Origin of the sequence: Cellvibrio sp. KY-GH-1, assembly GCF_008806975.1 — a bacterium.
Taxonomy (GTDB): Bacteria; Pseudomonadota; Gammaproteobacteria; order Pseudomonadales; family Cellvibrionaceae; genus Cellvibrio.
The window spans coordinates 1983638-2005177 of record NZ_CP031728.1 but is presented as its reverse complement, the minus strand read 5'-3'; the positions used below and the strand labels follow the sequence as shown (position 1 = coordinate 2005177).

General features: G+C 47.8%; 24 protein-coding genes. 17 read left to right on the top strand and 7 right to left on the bottom strand.

All coding sequences use genetic code 11. The features are described 5' to 3' along the window. Positions 1–2: 2 nt before the first annotated feature. On the top strand, positions 3–422 hold the full coding sequence (locus D0C16_RS08710; protein ID WP_151031959.1) for a VOC family protein: 420 nt from the start codon (positions 3–5) through the stop codon (positions 420–422). A gap of 12 nt (positions 423–434) precedes the next feature. On the opposite strand, the gene D0C16_RS08705 is transcribed toward D0C16_RS08710, so the two are convergent. From D0C16_RS08705 to D0C16_RS08695, 3 genes are all read right to left on the bottom strand, one after another. Beyond that, entirely contained in the window at positions 435–965 is a 531-nt protein-coding gene (locus D0C16_RS08705; protein WP_225318956.1) for an RNA polymerase sigma factor, read from the bottom strand. Next, positions 962–1540 (bottom strand): peroxiredoxin-like family protein, encoded by a 579-nt coding sequence (locus D0C16_RS08700; protein WP_151031957.1) that lies wholly within the window; start codon positions 1538–1540, stop codon positions 962–964. The genes D0C16_RS08705 and D0C16_RS08700 overlap by 4 nt, the downstream gene beginning before the upstream one ends. 315 nt (positions 1541–1855) lie before the next feature. After that, positions 1856–2872 carry an acyltransferase gene (locus tag D0C16_RS08695; protein ID WP_151031956.1) on the bottom strand — a complete coding sequence of 339 codons (1017 nt, stop codon included), beginning with the start codon at positions 2870–2872 and terminating at the stop codon, positions 1856–1858. Positions 2873–3120: 248 nt separating this feature from the next. Here D0C16_RS08695 and gltX point away from each other — a divergent pair, with 248 nt between their 5' ends. After that, positions 3121–4632 (top strand): glutamate--tRNA ligase, encoded by a 1512-nt coding sequence (gltX, locus tag D0C16_RS08690; protein ID WP_151031955.1) that lies wholly within the window; start codon positions 3121–3123, stop codon positions 4630–4632. A gap of 212 nt (positions 4633–4844) precedes the next feature. Here the strand turns inward: gltX and D0C16_RS08685 are convergent, their stop codons facing one another. From D0C16_RS08685 to D0C16_RS24425, 4 genes are all read right to left on the bottom strand, one after another. Further along, the gene (locus tag D0C16_RS08685; protein WP_151031954.1) at positions 4845–5807 is read right to left on the bottom strand and encodes a site-specific integrase; all 963 of its coding nucleotides are present in this window, start codon (positions 5805–5807) and stop codon (positions 4845–4847) included. 153 nt (positions 5808–5960) lie between these two features. Next, positions 5961–7793: a MobH family relaxase gene (gene mobH, locus D0C16_RS08680; RefSeq protein WP_151031953.1), complete on the bottom strand. Its 1833-nt coding sequence runs from the start codon at positions 7791–7793 to the stop codon at positions 5961–5963. Then, the gene (locus tag D0C16_RS08675) at positions 7790–8194 is read right to left on the bottom strand and encodes a hypothetical protein (RefSeq protein WP_151031952.1); all 405 of its coding nucleotides are present in this window, start codon (positions 8192–8194) and stop codon (positions 7790–7792) included. Before D0C16_RS08675 ends, mobH begins: the two co-directional genes overlap by 4 nt. Before the next feature lie 86 nt (positions 8195–8280). After that, the gene (locus D0C16_RS24425; protein ID WP_225319069.1) at positions 8281–8535 is read right to left on the bottom strand and encodes a hypothetical protein; all 255 of its coding nucleotides are present in this window, start codon (positions 8533–8535) and stop codon (positions 8281–8283) included. On the opposite strand from D0C16_RS24425, the gene traD reads away from it, so the two are divergent. The 15 genes from traD to D0C16_RS08600 are packed head-to-tail and all read left to right on the top strand — an operon-like array spanning position 8534 to position 21533. Beyond that, the gene (gene traD, locus D0C16_RS08670; RefSeq protein WP_255482027.1) at positions 8534–10597 is read left to right on the top strand and encodes a type IV conjugative transfer system coupling protein TraD; all 2064 of its coding nucleotides are present in this window, start codon (positions 8534–8536) and stop codon (positions 10595–10597) included. The two genes, D0C16_RS24425 and traD, sit on opposite strands and share 2 nt — an antisense overlap. Further along, positions 10594–11295, top strand: coding sequence for a DUF4400 domain-containing protein (locus tag D0C16_RS08665; protein WP_151031950.1), 702 nt, complete (start codon positions 10594–10596; stop codon positions 11293–11295). The genes traD and D0C16_RS08665 overlap by 4 nt, the downstream gene beginning before the upstream one ends. Positions 11296–11321: 26 nt before the next feature. Continuing rightward, positions 11322–12008 (top strand): hypothetical protein, encoded by a 687-nt coding sequence (locus D0C16_RS08660; protein ID WP_151031949.1) that lies wholly within the window; start codon positions 11322–11324, stop codon positions 12006–12008. Further along, complete coding sequence (locus D0C16_RS08655) at positions 12005–12784, top strand: hypothetical protein (RefSeq protein ID WP_151031948.1); 780 nt, start codon at positions 12005–12007, stop codon at positions 12782–12784. Before D0C16_RS08660 ends, D0C16_RS08655 begins: the two co-directional genes overlap by 4 nt. Beyond that, entirely contained in the window at positions 12781–13398 is a 618-nt protein-coding gene (locus D0C16_RS08650) for a transglycosylase SLT domain-containing protein (RefSeq protein ID WP_151031947.1), read from the top strand. Before D0C16_RS08655 ends, D0C16_RS08650 begins: the two co-directional genes overlap by 4 nt. After that, entirely contained in the window at positions 13395–13895 is a 501-nt protein-coding gene (locus D0C16_RS08645) for a PFL_4695 family integrating conjugative element protein (protein WP_151031946.1), read from the top strand. Before D0C16_RS08650 ends, D0C16_RS08645 begins: the two co-directional genes overlap by 4 nt. Then, positions 13892–14206 (top strand): RAQPRD family integrative conjugative element protein, encoded by a 315-nt coding sequence (locus D0C16_RS08640; RefSeq protein WP_151031945.1) that lies wholly within the window; start codon positions 13892–13894, stop codon positions 14204–14206. The genes D0C16_RS08645 and D0C16_RS08640 overlap by 4 nt, the downstream gene beginning before the upstream one ends. After that, positions 14203–14439: a hypothetical protein gene (locus D0C16_RS08635; RefSeq protein ID WP_151031944.1), complete on the top strand. Its 237-nt coding sequence runs from the start codon at positions 14203–14205 to the stop codon at positions 14437–14439. Before D0C16_RS08640 ends, D0C16_RS08635 begins: the two co-directional genes overlap by 4 nt. 17 nt (positions 14440–14456) lie before the next feature. Further along, on the top strand, positions 14457–14873 hold the full coding sequence (locus tag D0C16_RS08630; RefSeq protein WP_151031943.1) for a hypothetical protein: 417 nt from the start codon (positions 14457–14459) through the stop codon (positions 14871–14873). Positions 14874–14887: 14 nt separating this feature from the next. Continuing rightward, positions 14888–15244, top strand: coding sequence for a DUF3487 family protein (locus D0C16_RS08625; RefSeq protein WP_151031942.1), 357 nt, complete (start codon positions 14888–14890; stop codon positions 15242–15244). Beyond that, the gene (locus D0C16_RS08620; RefSeq protein ID WP_191968677.1) at positions 15237–15881 is read left to right on the top strand and encodes a DUF2895 family protein; all 645 of its coding nucleotides are present in this window, start codon (positions 15237–15239) and stop codon (positions 15879–15881) included. The genes D0C16_RS08625 and D0C16_RS08620 overlap by 8 nt, the downstream gene beginning before the upstream one ends. Then, entirely contained in the window at positions 15878–16693 is an 816-nt protein-coding gene (locus tag D0C16_RS08615) for a TIGR03749 family integrating conjugative element protein (RefSeq protein ID WP_151031940.1), read from the top strand. Before D0C16_RS08620 ends, D0C16_RS08615 begins: the two co-directional genes overlap by 4 nt. Then, on the top strand, positions 16683–18224 hold the full coding sequence (locus D0C16_RS08610; RefSeq protein WP_191968676.1) for a TIGR03752 family integrating conjugative element protein: 1542 nt from the start codon (positions 16683–16685) through the stop codon (positions 18222–18224). The genes D0C16_RS08615 and D0C16_RS08610 overlap by 11 nt, the downstream gene beginning before the upstream one ends. Further along, positions 18205–18705: a hypothetical protein gene (locus D0C16_RS08605; RefSeq protein ID WP_151031938.1), complete on the top strand. Its 501-nt coding sequence runs from the start codon at positions 18205–18207 to the stop codon at positions 18703–18705. The genes D0C16_RS08610 and D0C16_RS08605 overlap by 20 nt, the downstream gene beginning before the upstream one ends. After that, positions 18702–21533: a conjugative transfer ATPase gene (locus tag D0C16_RS08600; protein ID WP_151031937.1), complete on the top strand. Its 2832-nt coding sequence runs from the start codon at positions 18702–18704 to the stop codon at positions 21531–21533. The genes D0C16_RS08605 and D0C16_RS08600 overlap by 4 nt, the downstream gene beginning before the upstream one ends. Positions 21534–21540: the final 7 nt, after the last annotated feature.

Here is a 21540-nt window from a genome sequence, read left to right as displayed (position 1 = left end):
TTATGAACAACGTAAATCCCTCAATTATGTCCCATGTATCTATCGGGACAAATGATTTTGAAAAAGCGCGCGCTTTTTATCAGCACGTATTGGCTTCTCTGGATATTCACATGTTGATGGATTTCCCCGGTGCTACTGCGTTTGGTCGTTACTATCCGGAGTTTTGGGTGCAAACTCCGATTGATGGAAACCCCGCCGCTGTGGGTAACGGTACTCATTTTGCGTTTGTTGCGGAAAATAAAGCGCAGGTACACGCGTTTTATGATGCTGCCATCGCAGCAGGTGCGACCTGCGATGGCCCACCCGGTCCGCGCCCCTTGTACAGCGATGCCTATTACGGCTGTTTCCTGCGCGACCTGGATGGTCATAAAATTGAAGCCACTTTTTGGGATGAGTCCTTAGCGCCAGCGGCGAATCACTAAAGAAATTCCGACCTAGTTGGTTAGCGATATTTCACTTAATAAATATTCCCGCACCAAAGTTCTTGCCCGGTGCAAGCGGCTTTTGATGGCGGGAATTTTTTCATGTAACTGTTCAGCTATTTCCGCGATACTTAGTTCCTCAAAATCTCGCAGTAAAATAATCTCCAAATAATGTGATGGGAGCGATTCGAGCGCGGCGATTAACTCCAGCTTTAACGTAGGCGCTGGTGTCTCTGCAATAAATTCGCTCCATTCGGCGTCGGTTAAGTGGATATCGATATTGAATTTGCGGAATAAATAATGACATTGGCGTTTTAGAATGGTGACCATCCAGGCTAACCAGGAATGCAATTGACGCAAACTGTGGATATTGCGCGTGGCAATCAGCAGGGTTTCCTGAATGGCATCTTCTGCGTGGCTCGCGTGACAGTGCTTTTGTGCGTAGCGACGCAAGTCCGGGTAGCAGTGAGCAATCAGTTGCTCAAGTGCTGCGGGATCACCGGTTTGCGCGGCGCGTATTAATAGTGATGCATCAGCTTTCACGCGGCCAATTCCTCCTTATCGTTTTTGAAAATCGCGGTGTTGATCTTGTGTAATTCGACCAGCTTTAACAATTCTTCAATCGACCATTGATCGTAGGCGTGCGTACCGTAGTGGGCAGCGATAATTTTGCCTTGGCTATCGATCAAGAAATCCGCTGGCAGGCCATTCATGGTTTCTTGATCGCGCGGCAATTGCACCCCAAATTTCAGGGCGCCTTTAATCGCCGGAAGCCAAACGCGCGGATTAAACACCGCCAGCGGCGAAGTTTCTACACCAAATTCGCTATACAGATATTTGCGTGGGTCAGCAATGATCGGGAAGGGGCTTTCGGCCATATCTTCCAGAATGCGCTCGCGCCCTGAATTAAAAATTACAATTTCGTTTATATCGGCAGTGCGCAGCTCCTGCTGGCGGCTGATAAAACTTTGCAGGTGGAGATTGCACACCGCGCAGCCCGAATAGCGCCGAAATTGCAGATGGGTTAAACCCGTGGGGGTAGGGATTATAATCTGATTACCCTGCACATCCTGCCAAACCCGATTCGTTATTAACTCACCTGACTGACGTTTGCTCATACCTAGACCTTTTTATTGGTTCATTGTTAATCTCATAGTGGGTGCAAACGGCAAAAAGGATTCGTCGAGGTTTAAAAATAAATTGCTGCTTATCCGCAAGCAGCAATTTATTTTTTTGGAGGGGGGTTAGAGAAGTGCTTGAATTTCGGGGTTAACTTCCGTATGGGTCAGGTGGTTTGGCGATTGGCCTGAGGGCGAAAGCTATTTGCAGGCTTTTGTTGATTCGCTGTAATCGTTATTTTAGAGCTGTACATTCTCACGAATAGCTGACAGCCCTATTAGACTGAAACATTGCTTTGCTACTGGCGTCACTCATCAACCCGTTAGCAATATTTTAATATTGCGTTGGCTGCTGTGGTCTTTGAATATTTTGGTTCCCCAATTGTGCACCAGCCAAACTTGTACCCATGTCATGAGGCAAGCGGCGCTTAGCACGAGTAAATATTTAACCGGAAAAGGGCCGGTGGCGACTTTTACAAAAGGAATGTGCCATAGGTAAATCCAGATACTATTCTGCGCGATAAATAATGTAATCGCCTTGAGCAACGTCACTTTGTCCAGCAAGCGTTGCACGGATTCACTCAGCACCCAGGCTATTAACGCGATACCCAATGCATAAGAAAAATAGTAAAGAGTTGGTGGGTATTTGTGTGTTTGCGTAGGAACAAACCCTCCGGTTTGTATAAACAAATACAGCGCTACAGAGACAAAGAGCAAGAGGCATATAGCGGCGCTCCAGAGTACTTCGTCTCGTTGTAGTGATGGTAGACGTAGGCCAATAGCGAAAACTAATGAATAAGGAATCAAATAATGGCTGATGGCTTCAACGATTTTACCTGGTTCGGTGTTAAAGAAATCTTGCGAGAGTAATCGCGCTATTTCGTAACCTACGAAAGCCAATGACAGGTAAGAAAAGTAGACTTTGTTGCTGGATGTTGCTTTGTGAAACCGATGTATCAACGGAGATACCAGTGCGACCAGCAGGAAAACTTTAATAATCCAGACATAGCCAATTCCATCGATTAATAAGTAAGAACGAATAATTTTTCTGGCCGACAAGGTTTCAATATCCAGGTCTAACAGCGCTAAAGTGGCAAAGTAGCCAGTGAGGAAAATCCACACCGGAAATACCAGTCGCTTTATTCGTTTCCAAAGATAGTGATTATAAGCTTCCTGTTTGAACGAAAGCCCAAACGCCATGCCCGAAATCAACACCATCAAGGGCACGTCAAAATTGCGCATTTGCTGGATGACCGCGGGGGGTGAAATGTGAGCGAGAATAATCATTGCCAGTCCCAGGGCACGTAGTATGTCTATTTGTATATTTCTCATGACGTCCTGTTTTGAATTGCTACGGGTATTAATAATTGGGGAAAAAGTGGGCTTGCTCAGCGGGCGGCGATTGTAGAGGGTGGCACTTAAGTTTGCAAAAGAAAAGTGTGAAATGTATGCGATCAGGGTAAATATTAACCGCAGCGGCAGATGGTTGTGCGCTGGCGGTGAAGTGCTCGGCGCTTGAAGTAATCTCCTTTATAATGCCGGCCTTTTCTACTTATCTGGTTATGCTAAAAGGCCAATCCATGTCTGAAGTTCGCACCCGTATTGCCCCATCGCCCACTGGCGATCCCCACGTAGGCACTGCCTATATCGCGCTGTTCAACCTGTGTTTTGCCCGTCAGCACGGCGGCAAGTTCCTGTTGCGCATCGAAGATACCGACCAAACCCGCAGCACCCCGGAATCCGAACAGGCGATTCTGGACAGCTTGCGCTGGTTGGGTTTGGAGTGGGACGAAGGTCCGGACGTAGGCGGCCCGCATGGCCCTTATCGCCAAAGCGAGCGCATGGATATCTATGGCAAATACGCGTTTGAGCTGATCGAAAAAGGTCACGCCTTCTATTGCTTTGCCACCGCTGAAGAGCTGGATGAAATGCGTCGCGAGCAGCAAGCGCGCGGCGAAACCCCCAAGTACGACGGCCGTGGTTTGAAGCTGACGCCCGCTGAAGTACAAGCAAAACTCGATGCCGGCGAGCCCTATGTGATCCGCATGAAAATCCCGGAAGAGGGTGTGTGCGAGATCGACGATATGCTGCGCGGCAAGATCGAGATCGAATGGTCGCAAGTGGATATGCAAGTGCTGCTCAAAGCGGACGGCATGCCCACCTATCACCTTGCCAACGTGGTGGACGATCACCTGATGCAAATCACCCACGTGATTCGCGGCGAAGAGTGGATCAACTCCGCGCCCAAACACCTGAAACTCTACGAATACTTCGGCTGGCAGGCGCCCGTGTTGTGCCATTTGCCGCTGCTGCGCAATCCGGATAAATCCAAACTCAGCAAGCGCAAAAACCCCACCAGCATTCTTTACTACAAGCAAATGGGTTACCTGCCCGAGGCGATGCTTAACTACCTCGGCCGCATGGGTTGGTCTATGCCGGACGAGCGCGAGAAATTTACCCTCGCCGAAATGCAGGAGCACTTCGATCTGATGCGTGTCTCCCTTGGCGGCCCGATTTTCGATGTGGAAAAACTCAATTGGTTGTGCAGCCTGTGGATTCGCGAAAACTTCTCTATCGATCAACTCGCCGAGCGTTTGCACGGCTGGCTGTTCAATAAAGACATGCTGCTGCAAGCACTGCCACACGCCCAATCGCGCATGACCACCCTGAGCGATTTCGCCCCGCTTGCAAGCTTCCTCGTCAGCGGCATGATGCCGGTGACCGAAGCGAGCTTCGCAGGCAACAAACTGGATATCGAAAAGCAAAAAGAGTATCTGCAATTCGCCCTCTGGCGTTTGGAAGCCCTGCGTACCTGGGATCGCGATAATCTGTTTGCCGAACTCAAACTGCTCGCCGATCAAATGGGCATCAAAATCAAAGACGCCCTGGCTCCAGTCTTTGTCGCCATTGCCGGCACCACCGCCAGCTTCTCGGTAGTGGACTCCATGCAAATCATCGGCCCCGACATGAGCCGCGCCCGCATTCGCCATGCGATCAACGCCTTGGGTGGCTTCGGCAAAAACAAACAAAAAGACCTGGAAAAACTCTTCGACAAACTGGGCGCAGCCCCACAAGAACCTGCCGCACAATAAAAAAGGAGAGCGCAACACTGGCAGTGTTGAGGTCAGCGGTTCGATCCCGCTTAGCTCCACCAATCACTACCGGACTGCTTAGATGCAGTCTCTGTTACAAAATGAAGAGGAAACTTGAGGCAATGCTCTCAGTTTAGCCACGAAACTTAGGGGTTAGTCGCGCAGCAATGCGCGAATAACTCTATGAGTTTCGTGTATTTTTCTTTGTTTTGTCAAGCAATCCGTATTTTCTGGCTTGACCCTTCTTGTTTTCTTCCCAATTTGCTCAATCGATTTACAACCTTCCCAAGGTGATGGACTCGGGGTTGGACATAGATCCTGGTTGTTTTTAAGTCCGTGTGTCCCAGCAATTGTTGCACCGCAAAAACATCTGGCGGAGAGTCATCCTCAGGATTACAAAGCGCAGTGGCAAAGGTGTGCCTAAATCGATGCGCGCCTACGCGGATATCAAACTTTTTGCTTAGTCGCTTGAAATAGCCTGTAATTGACTCAGGTAGCATTCGTCCATGACTATCTTTTTTGAAGCGCGGAAATAGCTCAAATGCCCTAAAAAGATAATCGCGTCGAGCGAGTTTTTTACCTCTGCGTAGTTCGGTTTTTCGAATCAACCGAAGCAAAGTTTCTTTTAGCTCACTATGCATCGGCACAGTCCATTCTCGGCGCGTCTTCGAGCCCTGATAACTCAAGCGAATTGTCTCCCGGTTAAAATCGATATCGTCCAAGCGCAGATTGACTAGTTGTCGTCGTCGCATGCCTGTGTAATAGAGGCATCGAAGAACAGCGGCCCAAAACCACCCCGTTTGGTAAAGGTCTTCTTCCAGCATCAGGGCATAGTCCAATGTGCCAATATCCTCCAGCTCAATTGTTTTAGGAGGGATTGTGCCTACTGGAATTAGCTTTAATTCTTCAAAAGGGTTGGTTGTTAGATAGCCAACTTCTACACCATAGCTGCCAATTAGCCGCAGGTATTTGAGATAGCCGTTGTAGGTGACAGGTTGAACCACTTTTAACGATTCGTTTTTGAATCGCATCAGTGCCAGGCGATTGATATCGGCGGTCTTTAATACCGCAGATCGCTTCGTGAACAGTTTTGCAATGGTCAGCACTTGTTGTTGGGTGTATGAGTTAACCAGCCTCATACCCGCATATTCTGCTGCTAAGTCTAAAAACATCATATTTCTTCACTCCGTGATGCAATAAATCCGTATGCGCTACCGCATACCTAGGTGTTCATTTAGGCGGCGCAATCTTACCCAGTTGCATTCCTAATGCAGCTTTCACCGCCAAATGGTGTGATCTTTGTCTCATAATATTTGGGAATAAGTCATTTATTGGCCATGGTCACCTCCGAGGTTTTTCTTGATGTATTTGTTGGGTTTGGGAATGGGGTAGTCGTTTTCGTAAATGACATTGAACGGCAGTAACCAGCCATTAATCTTCGTGGCTCGGTTTGTAGAACTCACCCAGTAGGGGTGAATATTCAGGTCATTAAAACGGATATTTTTACGAAGATTGGCGAAACGTCTGCTCAAATTTTTATGCTTTTCTTCAGGGATGTCGTGCAATCGTAAAAACGTTTTGAATATGGCTGGAGCCAATAGGAGGATGCCTTCCTCGACAATATGAACCTCTGCTACCGGGTTATTGATGAGGATAGTTTTTTCGAGTAAGCCTCGCTGCAGCCATGACAGGAATTTTTGCGCGGTATCCGGCGCTTCAAATTCCAGATTTTTGATAATACTGACCGAGGTTTTTACCGGCCCTGCATTCTCCTGAGTGTCTGCAACAGTATCCGAAGCGGTGGCAGTTTCCTGAATGACTTCGTCATTCCCCGTCGATGATTCAGTTTCCAAAACGGTGCTATCAGTTGCCTCATTGATCGTGTCTTGCGTTGAAATGGTTGAGGCAGTTTCCTGGTCGCTGCCAACGTCCTGAATGTATTCCGCAGTTTCTCCGTCTCCCTCAGTAGCCATGCTCTGCAGTGGCTGTCCATTCTCTTGCGGCGCAGATTCGGTAACTGATTTTGCAGGTTCTTGTGATCCAGGTTCCTGAATGCGGATAACACCGTCCAGTGGTTTTAATTCGCGTGAAGAAGGGATGAGTCGGCGCGATTCAAATTTCAGGCAGGTGAATTGGTGATGGTACGTTTCAGTTTCCACAGCGATAGTCCAGATCGCTTTACCGTCGTCCGTTGATAATGCGTATCCATGTTCCTGAAGGATGTCGTAGACACGTACAGGATCCTGAGGCAAATTTTTCAGCCCGAGAGAATTGCACTCCTGGATTAACTTTTCAGCGAGCGATCGGCATACCAAATACAGATGGCCATGTTCATCAACCCAGCCCATCCCGCCATTGGTATTGATACGAATGGCACCGTCCTGTATCCACTGCCGTAACAATTTCAGGTAGCGCTCGATGGCAGGAATAACGTTACTGAAACGATGATCCGGAGGAGCCTGGAGATTCTTGGCCGTAGACTCCCGGTCTGCATACTCAATAATTTGTCCAATGGTTCCTGACTCAAATTTGTCTCCCCATAACCATGCGGTCAGCTCTGCCATGATATGCGGTGCTTCAATTAGCCAGGCTCTGCCAGAGCGTGGCAATAAGTTCCAGTGAATTAATGCAAGATGTTCGTGATATCGATAGGGCGTTTTCCGAAATTCAATCCGATAACCTTGCAGTGGTACGCGCACATTGTCTTTATCGACGAGCGTGGTTAATGGGCCGCTGCTGGGTGTCCAGGATAATTCCTTGCCCGATTTATGGATGGCGATCAGACGAGTGTTCGCGCTGAGTTTTCCAATGTCGTGGAGTAAGCAGCCGACAAATACAGCATACGTCCACAACAAGCGTTGCTTGCCTATATCTGTAAGGCTTCCCCCTAATGGCAATTGATACCCTTTGCGTTTTTTAAGGGCAAGCGTGGCAACATCCAGAGTGTGCTTTAGCAATCCGCCTGGCCCACTGTGGTGATGAGCCTCACTGGCAGGTGCCAGTTGGACAAGTTCAGCGTAATCGTTTAGCGGTTCACCAATCAGGACATTGAAAATGGCAGCGTCAAAACCAGCAATGGTTCGAAGCTCGGAAAAGTGACTATCAATTTTGCAAAGTTCAAATAACTTCGCGGCATTCAAAATCGGTAACAGCTGGCTCAACGTAAATTCTCCCGAGCCCAGCGTTTGATAATGTCAGTCGAGGGGTAGGGGGATGTGCTTTGTTGGATAGTGATATCACTTTCAAAATCCGCACTGCTATTGGTCAGCGGATCCAGATAGCGATGATGGCCTGAGATGTTGCGAAAAAAGCGATACGTCCAACAATTGAGGCTGGACAATCGAATGGCCATCATTTGGCTAAGTGGCAGGCTGGCATCGATGCCAATAGCCTGATGTAGTGAATGGAGTATGTTAAGTATGTCGGCGCTGAAACTTGTTTCATCTTCTGGAAGCTGGCGAAATTTTTGCTCCAAACCCTTTAATGGGCTCGCCCATTCCTTTTTGTCTAACAGTTCGAGAATGATTGAAAGGGAAGTTTCAAAAGAAGTGGATTCAGTCATTACATTTTTGGCCTTTTTGCGGTTTGGTTTTTTAACCCTTTACGGCTTTTTCCCTTTCAGCAGTTAACCCTTCTCATCCTTTAGCCCTAGCGCTTTCGCGCCCGCGCCTCCGGACGATTAAACGAGGAGGAGGCGCGGGCTTTTTTCCTTGGGTAAGCCCCTTGACCCTGCTTGCGCGCTTTGTAAAGGTTTTGCCTTTTGGGTGCAGCAATCAAATTGCACGTGGCGAGTTCGAATTGATAACTGACGATGTTGTTTTGATCGTTATGATTCGCGCCCATGAGCACTAAGCACCCTGTTGAAAATTTATTGCGTCCGGCATATGAAACGATGTCGGCCATGGCATACGGACTTGCTGGCACACTTACATTAGTGTCGCCGGCGGTGCTTATGGGTGCGTTGAGCACACCATCACTGACGTATGGAATTGCGGCAGGATTATTTGCGCGTTGTGGCCAGCGCTTTTTGCAAGCGCGAAAATTGTTGAAGTACCAATACGAAATGCACGTACTGCCGGGATTCACCATCGACAGTAATGACATTCCGATTTCAAAAGAAAATTTATATTTAGGTCTGGGATTTGAATGGACAGCGCGGCATACGCAGCGCCGTGTTGATTTTGATCGACAGGAATTTGATTGGCATCGTTACCGTCACCAAACATGGCAATACAAAGCAGCACGCACTTTGGAAAAAGTATTGCGTCGTTCGGCGATCACTGCATGGATGGCATGGGCAAGTTCAACGCAAGCCTGGTATAACCCTGTCGCTCCAATTCCTTACGTCGAAGGCAATCCCGAAATTCACGCTGTAGGTTTATGGGAAGGTGAAGTTCCCATTTATGAGCGTCAAGCGGAACGTGTTGCACACACGTTTGTTGTAGGCACGACCCGCGTCGGAAAAACGAGGCTTGCCGAAGTTCTCATCACACAAGATATTCACAACAATGAAATCGTGATTATCTTTGATCCTAAAGGCGATCCTGACTTACTTAAACGAACTTACATTGAAGCGGTTAAAGCGGGTCGTGCACATCAGTTTTATTGTTTCCATCTGGGATATCCAGAAATTTCTGCGCGCTATAACCCTGTCGGTTCATTCAGTCGTATTACTGAACCTGCATCCCGTATCGCAGGGCAATTACCCGGTGAAGGTAACTCGGCGGCATTCCGCGAATTTGCCTGGCGTTATGTGAATGTTATTTCCAAAGCGATCACAGCACTGGGCAAACCAATTTCCTACGAAACCTTGCTGGCCTATGGTTCCGATATCGATCCATTGTTGCTGGAATATTTGTCATTCGTATTTGCACAACCACAATCCGAGAGTGCATTGCATCGCGCAGGATGCGGTGATTGGAATAAAGCCATTAAAGCCATTGCTGAGTCTGATCGCAAACCTTCCGATAAGGCACAAGCATCACGTGATCGTAAGACATGGGCAGCGGTTGAGATTTACAAAGAAGCCAAAATTGTTGATCCGGTTGCGCATGCGCTAATCAAAACCTTCGAATACGAAAAAACATTCTACGACAAACTGGTTGCGTCACTTTTCCCTCTGTTGGAAAAATTAACCTCAGGCCCCACTGCTGAATTGCTTTCACCGAATTACGACGATTTGAATGATCCGCGCCCAATTTTTGATTGGAGCGAAATTATTCGCACCGGTGGAATTGTTTATTGTGGCTTTGATGCATTGACAGATGCAGAAGTTGCACAAGCGGTCAGTAGCTCCATGTTTGCTGACCTCACATCAACAGCGGGTTCAATTTATAAATTTGGCCAAACACAAGGCTTGTCTGCCGAATTAGCTTCACTTCAAACGAAACGCAAAATTTGTATTCACGCTGATGAGTTTAACGAGCTTGTGGGCAAAGAGTTTGTCCCGATGGCGAACAAAGCCGGTGGTGCCGGATTCCAGCTGACGGTTTACACACAAACCTTATCGGATATCAAAGCGCGCTTTGGTGATGATGCGAAAGCAGGCCAAGTTATCGGTAACTTGGGCAACCTGATTATGTTGCGTGTGAAGGAGCATGCAACGGCGGAGTTGCTGACAAAACTATTACCGAATGTCGAAGTAAATCATCTGACGTTGGTGTCGGGTACCTCGGATGACACGAACCCTGATAGCCCGAATGATTTTACCTCCAATACACAACAACGTATTTCCACCAAGGAAATCCCACTGGTTGCTACCGGTGATTTGACGCGCTTACCGAAAGGTCATGCCTACGCGATGCTCGGTGGAAAACTTTATAAGTTGCGTATCCCTCAATTCAAAGCCACTGGCGAATTGCCGGATGATCTTGATTTCTTGTACACCAAAATGCGTGAGACCTACGACAACGGAAGTGCAAATGATGAATGGTTTAACGTTGCTGACATCAAGGTGGCTGCATGACCGTCCAACGCACTGAACGTCCAGCTCGGCCGAAGCGGCCGGGTGTATGGGCTTGGTTAGCGCAAACCACCATAGGCAATGTGTTTCGTTTGGCTGGCTGGTCGTTGGCCGCTATTTGTGTATCGGTGCTTATTGAATGGGTAGGCATGATTAAATTTTGGGAGCCAGACCATTCCCGAAAAATTCTCGAACTGGAAATAACTTATCTTGGTGCGTACAACCGTAATTTTATTACAGGGCTTTATCCCCAAGATGTTGCTACCACTTTTATGGGTTGGGCAGATAAAGCTGTATCCATTTTGCATTTGCGTGAGATTTCAAACTGGTTTGCCGCCGATGTAAGTAGCTTCATGATGATCATTGCTTATGGGCTTGATGCAATGATTAACACGATTTTTATTTTTGCAGTACGTAGTGCGATTTGTGTCAGCGCGATGTCGGGATTTGTGCTGGTGGGACTGGTGTCCTTTATCGATGGTTTGGTGGAGCGCGATATACGCAAAGCGTGTGGAGGAATTGAATCGGCCATGTTGTACCATCGCGCAAAACGAATACTGATACCGATCTTGTTTTTATCTTTTGGTGGTTATCTCACCGCGCCTATTTCAATTCATCCAACACTGGTATTCCTGCCGGTGATGGCGGTATTTGCGATTGCTGTTTTTGTGACGGCAAGAAGTTTCAAGAAATTTTTGTAAGCAACATTATTTATTCAGAGGATGCCATGAACGAGTTGCCAGATGTTCCCGGATTACATGCAGAGCCAGATCAGCGGTCGAGTGATCGTGATGAACGTAGTGTAAAAAAAGAGCGTACCGGTTCATCGCGTACGGCCATCATTGCCAGTGTCGTATTGTCAGTCCTGTTTTCAGGCGTAGTGACGCTCAGTGGCTTGCTTATCGGCAAGCAAGCCATTCTTGAATTATTTGGTGTGTCAGCGGAATCCAAAAAACCGGATCCCTATCTGGTAGCAATTGACGATGTGAAAGGGATGGTACAAATCCTGGCTGATGATGTGGATGCGCTTAAATCAAAGCAATCGGAGCTGCAGGAGTCCATTAATACCGCCAGCTTTACAGCTGAAAGAGCTTCACAACGTTTAACAACGCTCGAGCGCTTTTCATCGGATTTAGAGAAAAAAATTGCAGAGCAGAAAAAAATCCAACAAGTAGCCGCTGCTAAACCTATCGCCAAACCGGTGCCGAAACCAGCGCCTGTTATTCCGGTGGTATTGGTGTCAATCCGTAATATTGCGGGCACTTCTTATGTGTCGCTACGTGACGGTTTGGATGATTCAGATTTGCTGATGCCGGGTGATAGCTGGCGTGGATGGACATTGGTTGCTGCAGATCCATCCAGCAAAACCGCTAGCTTTACTGTGGCAGGCAAGCCACAGGAGCTCCGCCTGTGAGACCGCTATCGGTTAAGCGTTGTGTGATGGCTAGCATCATTTCAGCGGGTGCAATGTTGTACGCGGTTGCCGTATCAGCTCAGCTGCTACCGCAAACGCCTATCGTGTACACACCCACAACGACAACAGAGTCTCTGCTGTCTCGTTACTCACAAATGCATTCCAAGCCAAATGCGTATTGGCAATTGACGGATGAAGAGTGGGCGAAGTATCAGGCATTGAAAGAAAAATCGCCGTGGTCTGTCTGGGAAAGTCATGCAACGCCCTTGTCGATGCTTGCCTACTACGCGCCTTCCATCGAAGAAAAACGACGCTATGCGCGTATTGAAGCAGAGCTGGATGTATGGCGTCAGTTTTCCGTAACGGAATTCCAACTCCTGTATGACAAAGAACGCAAAATTGTGCAGGAGCGTTACGTTGAATACATGGAAAAGCGCATGCCCACGTTGGGCACCTTAAGGCCTTATGACAAGTTGAGATTATTTGTCGAGGCGGGTGAATGTAATACCCACTGCCGATCACTGGTTAGTCGGGTATTGAAAACCCAAGCCAAAGTTGATGTGTTTGTGGTGGGTGCCAATGACGATCAAGTGATTTTTAAATGGGCAGAGAGTGCTGGTATTCCAGTTGAGCGTGTAAAAACAAAAGAAGTCACGCTGAACCACGACAATGGATTGTTCAAAATAATTTCAACCAACGGCGTAATGACCGTTCCAAAGCTGCCTGCACTCTTTAAACAAACGGCGGGTGGCGGTAATCAGGTGGTGGCGATATGACAAGTCGTTGCATGGTGATTATGTTTCTAGCGGTGAGTTTTATTTCATCGGCTTGTCATGCAGAAATACCTCGTGCCTATCGCATCATTGCAGATCATTACGGTATGCCTGCTGATGTATTTTTTGCAGTCACGCTACAAGAAAGCAGCAAGGCAGGAAATGGAAAGACTTTACCTTGGCCATGGACACTCAACATTGATGAGAAACCATTTTATTTTGATACACGTGAAGAGGCCGAAGCGGCATTAATCAGCGCAATGACACGCGCAGCGCGTGAAGGTCGTGTGGGAAAAGTGGCTGTGGGTTTGGGGCAAATTTACATGCCCTCACATGCCAACAACTTTACATCACCGCTGCAAGCGTTAGATCCTACTATCAATTTGAATTATGCCGCACGACTGCTGGTAAAGCACTATGTATGGACAGTTGAGCAAGGTGATCCGGATTGGTGGATTGCCGTCGGAAAATACTACAGCCCGGGCAACGGCCCCAAAGGTAAAGCCCAAGCGAAGTCCTATCGCCAATTAGTTTTTAATCGTTGCTTACGTTTTAGTGAGCGTTGTTATGAATACGGCCAGTCCATGCTGCCTGAGCGTGAAGGCGGTGCAGGATGATTCGATTATTACTTTTGGTATGTCTGTTGACGATTGTTTCTCCCTGGGTAATGGCTCAACCGGAAGTCATTGCCGATTTTGGCGGTCGAGAAACTGAATTTCCAAAAAAGTCACAACTCAAGCAGCAACTTCTGCAACGAAAATCATTGGCGGACAACGTACCACTGGCCAAAGCACCGGATCATTTTCCAGTTAGATCGACTTTGACGGTTGGCATTGTTGAATCGATGAAGCATTCCTATCAAGTGACTCGGCCGATCTTTATTGTCGGTGTCGATAGCCTGTCCATTGAATGGCTGATTGCCAATAAAGCACACCTGAAAGCCATTGGTGCACAAGGCATAGTCACGAATGTGTCTTCACAAGAGCAAATGAATTTTTTGCGTGCACGCGCACCGGACTTAACCCTGAGTGCGGTTCCTGTTGATGACATCGCACGCATTTACGGCGTACAGCATTACCCTGTATTGATTGATAAAGAGGATATCAAACAATGAAAAATATGTTAGCGGTGTTGATGAGTGCTGCACTCATCTTCAGTCACTCTGTGTTAGCAGAAGTTGATACCACAACAGAAGCAGAAAAGCGTTATTTGATCAAAGTTGCTCAAGAATTAAAGCATCTTGATGAGCTGGCTGCGAAAGCGGCGAGCAATGCGGATCCGGATGCACGGGTCACACTGGATTATGTTGCATTGCGAAATGACCTGCAGGAAATGCGTAGAGCCCTGGAAGCGCATTTACAGAAGCCGTCACGTAGTCCCCGTCGTATAGACGAATTGACTTTTGCAGGTCGCACCGCGCAATGAATTCTGATGCGAAAGAAGTATTTCTAAGTTATTTCGGTGCAGTCGATAGATTGCATTTAGGTTTGGCCGTCGCGTTGTTTGTGCTGGCCGCGTTGGTGTGGATTTATATAACGATTAAAGCTTTCAAGGATCGAAGCGAAGATAGTGATAGTGATGAAATGAGTGTGTTTGGGGTGGTGTTGAGAGGACTGGTGATGCTGCTGTTTCTGGTAGCCATTTTTATGTCTTCTTAAAATCATCGGAGTTAATTATGTTACAACTAGTTCCGCCCTCACGGATGGTGATGGCTCGCCTGCACGCCCAATTTAAACGTTGGGTTTCTCTGCTAAATCTTCCTTTATTACTGCTTGTCGGTTTGTTCAGTATCAATGCTGTATATGCTCAGGACATCACCATGCCGGAAATTGATATTGACGGTATCGATGAAGATTCTGATGGTGCTGATATTCTCATCATCATTCTTAAATTCCTCGGAAAAATCGCCATTTGGGGAGCAATGCTGTACGCCGGATTCGTTGCGCTCAAAACCATTTTGAAATCCTGGAACGAACAAAAATCGAATGACCAAGGCCGTTGGGGTGCTGTGATTGGCGACTCCCTGGGCAGTGTGGTGATGGTGATTTTCGTGATTGCCGTTGGCACTTGGGTTTTACGTTTTATGAGTTAAGCCGGGAGGCCACTATGTCAGAACATGATGATCCGTTAGCAGATGCGGTTAACCAGGAACCCATTGTTTATTACGACTGCACGCAAACCGAGTTGATGACTTCAATTTTGATTGGTGCGGTGGCGGGATTAATTATCGGTGTGATTCTCGGCATCGCTATCGGAATCATCATGTTCGGCATCGTGATTGGTTTGATTATCGGTCTGGGTATTTCGTGGGGTTTGTTGGAATGGCTGAAATACATTCGCCAGAAATACTACCTCACCTGGTTTAAGGAAAAGGTGTTGTTGATGAAGATCAATTTCGGCTTGGTTAACACCAAGTATATCGGTGATTCAAAACGTTTTGGAAAAGGAGCGCGCCGTGGGTGATGCACGCAACGCGCTTCATTCGCGCGACTCACATATTTGGACGCTTCGTATTGCTTTGGTTTTGGCATTTGCGCTGGCGTTGTTCCAGTCGTATGTAAATTACCAGCGACAAAACGAAATTACGGTACATGTTCCGCCTGATTTGTCGAAGGGGGCCACGTTAAAGCCCGGTGCACTACAGAAGCCTAATGCATATTCCTTTGCACATTACGTGTGGAGCGGATTGAACGACTGGCCTGAATCGGGAAAAACGGATTACAAAAAAAATATCGAAAAATATAAATGTTTAATTACACCTGAATTTGAAACTTGGCTAAAACGAAATTTGGCACACAAAAATAAAGGTGGCGAGCTTGATCGCACGCGGTCGTTAACCGAGGAATTGTTTTATCAGGAAGGATTTGTCAGTGATGTAGGCGCGAATGTGGTCAGTGTGGCTATGGTTATGAAGCTTCAGGAACGTGTCGGAGCGATGAGGATCAAGAACGTCACCATGAATTACTCACTCCGCATAGTGCCCGATTTGCGACGCTGCAATGAAATGGGCATGGCGGTCGATGGTTTTATGGTAGACCCGACCCGCGCTGAAAATGAGGCCGAAGAAAAGAGTAAAAAAGAGAGGGCGAACAAGTCATGAAGAAATTGCTAATACTGTTTTTCCTGTTCAGTTATTCGCTAGTGGCGCAGGCAGACCGGACACAGGTTTGGAATAACAATCCCATCACGATCATCATCCCGGTGGGTGAAGAAGTGAGAATTACGTTTCCGACTGATGTGTCATTGCAAATTCCTGCGGCACTGGTTCAGTCATTGGAATCGCTTGCGCCCAATCAGCAAATTGTTTACTGGAAAGCGAAAGAACCCTTTGATAAAGCACGTGTCATCGCGCCGAGTACAGACAATGAAACGGTTTATCTGATTGACCTGGTGGCGCAGGACAACGCGATTGCTGAATCGATAATTATTGAAGACCCGGACAGAGTTATTGCGCAGCACAACAATGATGTTACAAATGCCGATAGCGCCACCGAAGTTTCTACTGCGGAACTGTCGGATCCACCTGAAATTGTGCTTACGCGCTTCGCATCGCAATCGCTTTATGCACCACGTCGATTAATGCCAGTAAATCCTGATATTGCCGCTATGCCAGTGGTGCAAATGCCATCCAATTTTCCACTGATGCGCAGCCAGCAAGGCGAGCAATACCGTTTTAGTGTGGTGGGTGCCTGGTCAGGATACGGACTGCATATAACGGCCATCTTACTGATCAATGAAAGTCAGTTAACGCTGCCTGTTAATCCTGGCTTGGTACAGGGAAACTTTACTCATATCACCCCTCAGCATTTACAGCTTGGCCCAAAAGGTAGTCTTGAAGATCGGACAACCTTGTATTTGGTGTCTGACGCTCCTTTCAGTGCGGCAATCCAGGAGGATGGTTATGGCTACTAGCATGAGCAGCAACAAACTGGTGTGGCTTGGTGTTGTCGCACTGGCAGCTATTGTGATCGTGGCGGTAGTGAATTCCGACAGTGAGCCTACCGGTAGTAAAACGTCCGGACAGTCTACGGAACAAACGGCGGCTAAAAACGATACATCAAAAGGAAAGCCCAAATCTTCGTCCACCAGTGAGGACGGTGACACTGTGGCTGAAACTATCCGTGAAGTACAAGCGCGCTTTGTGGAGTCCGAATCGAAAGACGACAAAATGGCAAAGGATATTGATGAAATAAAACGTCAATTGAATTTGATGCAAAGTAAAGGCACTGGAGGAACGCAAAGCACTGTCACGGATCCGCGAGTGAATGATGTTCTAAACCAATTTTCGTCGCTACAAGATACGGTGCAAACATTGGCCAAAAATGTGGTGCAACAAAAAGATGACGTGACGGCAGAAAGTAACGGGTATGAAGTGACGTCATATGATTTGGGTTACGGTGATGACGGTAGTGGCGCCGCTGGAAATAAAAAGAACAAAAATAATTATGCCGTAGGCCCGCAAGTAATGCCCGGGTATGTTGTTGTTCGTCCAATGACGAGAACACAGCTGCTCACAACGGATCCTAAACTCGCCGAAAAATTGCTTCGCGAAAAACTGGGTAATGGATTGGCGGGTGCGCAATCCGCTGCAGGTGCGATGACCCAACAAGCCGGTAAAACTGAATTAACGAACACCTTGAAAAAATCCGGTGGGAAAGCACTGGCAGAGGTTACACCCTATTACACGATTCCTGCCCGGGGCACTATTTTTGAAGCCGTGGCCATGACGGCTTTAATTGGTACTGTGCCGCTGGGTGGAAAAGTGAATGACCCATTTCCCGCCAAGTTTATTGTGGGTGAAGAAAACCTTGCGACCAATGGATTACGCATCCCAGGATTAAAAGGCATTGTGTTTGAGGGCATTGTACGCGGCAATTGGAATTTGTCGTGCGCTGCCGTGAGTTTAACCAAAGCAACTTACACGTTCACCGACGGACGTATTCAGCACATGGGGTATGACCAGGAACAAGGTGGCGGAGGATCGAAATCCGGTAAATCCCAATCGCCATTTGCTGAGGGTGAAGCTTCTGCAAGTATTGGTTATGTCACCAACCCTCAAGGCATTCCGTGCATTCCCGGGAAGCGTGTTACTGACGCGCACAAGCAATTATTCACCATGGGTATGTTAGGGGCAGCAAAATCGTATTTCGATGCGAAAGCGGCCGCTGAGACAACCACAACGGACAATCCATTGGGTGGTGGCTCTACCTCTGTCACCGGTGACAAATCCGCGTTTATCAACAATCAAACCTATGCAGATTCCATGACGACGGTTATGGAGTTTTATGACAAACGTATGCGTGATTCTTTCGACGCTATCTACGTCGATCCCTCTGCAAAAGTCTCACTCAACATTACCCAGGATCTGTACATCGACTATCACAGCGATGCACGCAAGCTCGCCTATTCCCAAGGAGGCAATCATGTTAATCGCATGGATTAATCGCATTCTCGTTATCGTCTTTATCGCGCTCTGTACCGGGTGTGCGTCGTCATTGGATGGCGTAACAAACCCGGATGCCCCCAACATGAAACAGGTGTATGAAGATTACACCGGTACTAATACTGAGCAGCTTGATAAGCGTCAGGCTGAATTGCTCCAGCGTCCGGCTTTACATGACGATGATTTGCAATTGGAACTACCACCATACCCGGCGCGGTTGGATCACCTGTATCCGCGACTGCCCAATCCGGATTTATTTATGTATGTGCGCCCACATGCTGTGGGTGCAACGGGTGCTCCAATTCCAGCGTACATCACACGCTTTTCGATGTACGAACGTCAGCCATATGCACTGCCGGGTGAAACCTTGGATGCCGCAAAAATCGTGACTGATTATCGCGTGAAAAAAATAAAAGAGCGCGAAGACGCACAGAAAAAAGAAAAGAATAAATCACAACCACGGGAGTTATTTCACGAATGACTTCAGATCCATTTCAAAAAGTTTCTGAGGGCATTCGCGATTTCCTATTGCGTGGATCGCCCTTGAATGGCAAGCCGGTAACCACGGCGGATATCAAGCGTGCCTACAGCTACCGCTCACCGATTGCAGGGTATTTGCCCTGGTTGGATATCATTGATGACGACAAGCTCTTGTTGGAAGATGGCCGTAGCGTTGCGGCCGTATTTGAGCTGCAACCGGTACCTACAGAGGCGCGCTCGAAAGAGTTTCTATTGCAGCAACGCAACCAGATCCGTGATTTTATTACCGGCGCATTTGAAGAACACACCGCATCACCTTGGGTCGTTTCAACCTATTCCTGGTTGGATACTGCTGCATTTACGTCGCTAGCAGACGCGGTGAAAGCCCATGCCATTAATGTGCACGCGCAGCGTGGTGTTGTGATCGATAAATACACGGATCACTTTATTGAAAATATTCTGCGGCCTCATGTTGAGGATATGTCTCGCAAAGGTGGATTGTTCACAGATCCCCTGGCCAATGATCGTCCTTGGGGTGGATCAAAGCGTAAATCCTATGTGGTGTTCTATCGCCGCCATACGGGAGCCAGCACGCGCCGTAAAGGCATGACACCAGAAAAAGAATTGGACACCCAATGTGAACGTGTTCATCAGATGTTACGCGCAGCGGGTTTGAACGGTCGGCGGTTAAAAGGTAAAGCTATCCGCGATTGGTTGTTTCGTTGGTTTAATCCCAATCCGAAACAAACCCAGGGGGATGTTGAAGCCTGGTTGAACATGAATCCTTATGCCCACACCGAGGATGAAAAAACGGCTGAATACGATTTGTCGAATGACATCATGACCCGCGATGTACGTTCCGACAAATCCACCAACTGTTGGTACTTTGATGGCATGCCGCACACGGTCTTATCCGTTGAACAAATGAGTCAGGTTCCTAAAATTGGACAGCTCTCAGCAGAGCGTTACATCAGCGAAGAGGAGGTGAGCGGCGCTAACGCACGTATCACCTGCTTGATCGATGAGCTTCCGGAAGGCTCCATGGTTATCACCAATTTTGTGGTGAAGCCGCAAAGTGCTGTACGAAAGCATTTGGAAAAATTGGCGAAAAATTCAAAGGGGGATACACCTGAAGCTACTGCAACGCGGGAAGATGTTGCGCATGCCCGGGCACAGATCGCCCGCGGCAATAAACTTTATCCTTACAGCATTGGAATTGCTGTTCGCGCTGCAGATGATGACGAAATGGATAACGTGATTATGCAGGTGGATACCAAACTCAGTGCAAACGGCTTACAACTGATTGATCCGGAATATGATGAGGTACGGCTTGATCGCTACATTCGTTTTATCCCGGGTGCCTATGATCCTGCATTAGCGCAAGTCGAGATTCGCCAGCGCCTGGTGTACGCCCACCACCTGGCGAACTTGCTGCCTGTTTATGGTCGCAGCGTTGGTACTGGTAATCCCGGCATTCTTGGTTTTAATCGTGGTGGCGAAGCCTTTACCTGCGATCCGTTATACCAGGGAGACCGTACCAAGAATGGCCATTTATTTTTGTTTGGCCCTACCGGTGCCGGTAAATCGGCCACATTGGTATGGCTACAAATGTTAATCACCGCTGTACACAATCCTCGATGGGTCGTGATTGAAGCCGGTAACAGTTTTAATTTGCTTTCCGAATTTTTCAAACTCTGGGGTAAAAGTGTTGTTGATATTGTCCTGCGTCCTGGACAAGCCCCATCAATTCCGCCCTTCAAGCCTGCACTCGATTTGTTTGATGACAATGGTGAGCTGAAACAAAACCATTCTGTTATTGAAGAAGTGTTGGATGGATCCGCCGAGCTGGAATCCGCCACCAAAGAAACGGATGAACTGGATAACTCACAGCGCGACATTTTGGGTGAAATGCTCATTATCGCCCGCCTCATGGTGACCGGCGGTGAAGAAATGGAAGAGGCTCGCATGAGTCGTTCTGATGTGGGGCTTTTGAAAAACGCCATTTTGAATTCAGCAAGAGCAGCAAAGCTTGCCAGGAAAAAAGACCTGCTCACAGAGGATGTTATTAACGCACTTGCAGACCTGAAGGCGCATAAGCCTGAACGCGCTGGACGCATCGATGAGATGGTGGAAGCGATGGGTTTATTTATTGATGGTTTTGCGGGTGAACTGTTTAACCGTCCTGGTGATGAATTACCTGATGCTGATTTTATCCGTATTGAAATGGGAACTTTGGCATCCGGTGGATCCAACAAAGATAAACTTTCTGTTGCCTATATCTCCATTGTCAATCAAATCGTTGCACGGGCGCAGCGCACGCAGCGTGATGGACGTCCAACGATAAACCTCACCGACGAAGCGCACGTAATCACTACTGATAAGTTGTTGGCGGCATACCTGGTTGTGCTTTCCAAATTGCTTGGGCGTCGTATGGGATTGTGGTTGTGGCAAGCCACGCAGAACATGAAAGATTATCCCGATGATGCAGAAAAAATGTTGGCCATGTTTGAGTGGTGGATGTGCTTATTTGTGGATCAAGGTGAGCTCGCCAATATCGAACGTTTTAGAGCATTGAATCCAGATCAACGCACCATGTTGCTCTCAACTACCAAAGCACCACGTAAATACACTGAGGGCGTCATCATGAGCGATACCGTCCAGGGCTTGTTTAGGATTGTGCCTCCCGGGTTATGCCTGGCATTGGGGCAGTCGGAGAAAGAGGAAAAAACGGCGCGAGCGAGATTGATGGATGAGCACAACATCACTGAGCTTGAAGCCGCAACGATGATCGGAGAAATGATTGCCAGCGGTCGTCGTAAAGCCGCGTAACCGAGGA

Coding starts and splice junctions, on each gene's coding strand:
- D0C16_RS08710 (WP_151031959.1), top strand. CDS start 3: ATGAACAACGTAAATCCCTCAATTATGTCCCATGTATCTATCGGGACA.
- D0C16_RS08700 (WP_151031957.1), bottom strand. CDS start 1,540: ATGAGCAAACGTCAGTCAGGTGAGTTAATAACGAATCGGGTTTGGCAG.
- D0C16_RS08695 (WP_151031956.1), bottom strand. CDS start 2,872: ATGAGAAATATACAAATAGACATACTACGTGCCCTGGGACTGGCAATG.
- gltX (WP_151031955.1), top strand. CDS start 3,121: ATGTCTGAAGTTCGCACCCGTATTGCCCCATCGCCCACTGGCGATCCC.
- D0C16_RS08685 (WP_151031954.1), bottom strand. CDS start 5,807: ATGATGTTTTTAGACTTAGCAGCAGAATATGCGGGTATGAGGCTGGTT.
- D0C16_RS08675 (WP_151031952.1), bottom strand. CDS start 8,194: ATGACTGAATCCACTTCTTTTGAAACTTCCCTTTCAATCATTCTCGAA.
- traD (WP_255482027.1), top strand. CDS start 8,534: ATGGCATACGGACTTGCTGGCACACTTACATTAGTGTCGCCGGCGGTG.
- D0C16_RS24425 (WP_225319069.1), bottom strand. CDS start 8,535: ATGGCCGACATCGTTTCATATGCCGGACGCAATAAATTTTCAACAGGG.
- D0C16_RS08665 (WP_151031950.1), top strand. CDS start 10,594: ATGACCGTCCAACGCACTGAACGTCCAGCTCGGCCGAAGCGGCCGGGT.
- D0C16_RS08660 (WP_151031949.1), top strand. CDS start 11,322: ATGAACGAGTTGCCAGATGTTCCCGGATTACATGCAGAGCCAGATCAG.
- D0C16_RS08650 (WP_151031947.1), top strand. CDS start 12,781: ATGACAAGTCGTTGCATGGTGATTATGTTTCTAGCGGTGAGTTTTATT.
- D0C16_RS08645 (WP_151031946.1), top strand. CDS start 13,395: ATGATTCGATTATTACTTTTGGTATGTCTGTTGACGATTGTTTCTCCC.
- D0C16_RS08640 (WP_151031945.1), top strand. CDS start 13,892: ATGAAAAATATGTTAGCGGTGTTGATGAGTGCTGCACTCATCTTCAGT.
- D0C16_RS08635 (WP_151031944.1), top strand. CDS start 14,203: ATGAATTCTGATGCGAAAGAAGTATTTCTAAGTTATTTCGGTGCAGTC.
- D0C16_RS08630 (WP_151031943.1), top strand. CDS start 14,457: ATGTTACAACTAGTTCCGCCCTCACGGATGGTGATGGCTCGCCTGCAC.
- D0C16_RS08625 (WP_151031942.1), top strand. CDS start 14,888: ATGTCAGAACATGATGATCCGTTAGCAGATGCGGTTAACCAGGAACCC.
- D0C16_RS08615 (WP_151031940.1), top strand. CDS start 15,878: ATGAAGAAATTGCTAATACTGTTTTTCCTGTTCAGTTATTCGCTAGTG.
- D0C16_RS08610 (WP_191968676.1), top strand. CDS start 16,683: ATGGCTACTAGCATGAGCAGCAACAAACTGGTGTGGCTTGGTGTTGTC.
- D0C16_RS08605 (WP_151031938.1), top strand. CDS start 18,205: ATGTTAATCGCATGGATTAATCGCATTCTCGTTATCGTCTTTATCGCG.
- D0C16_RS08600 (WP_151031937.1), top strand. CDS start 18,702: ATGACTTCAGATCCATTTCAAAAAGTTTCTGAGGGCATTCGCGATTTC.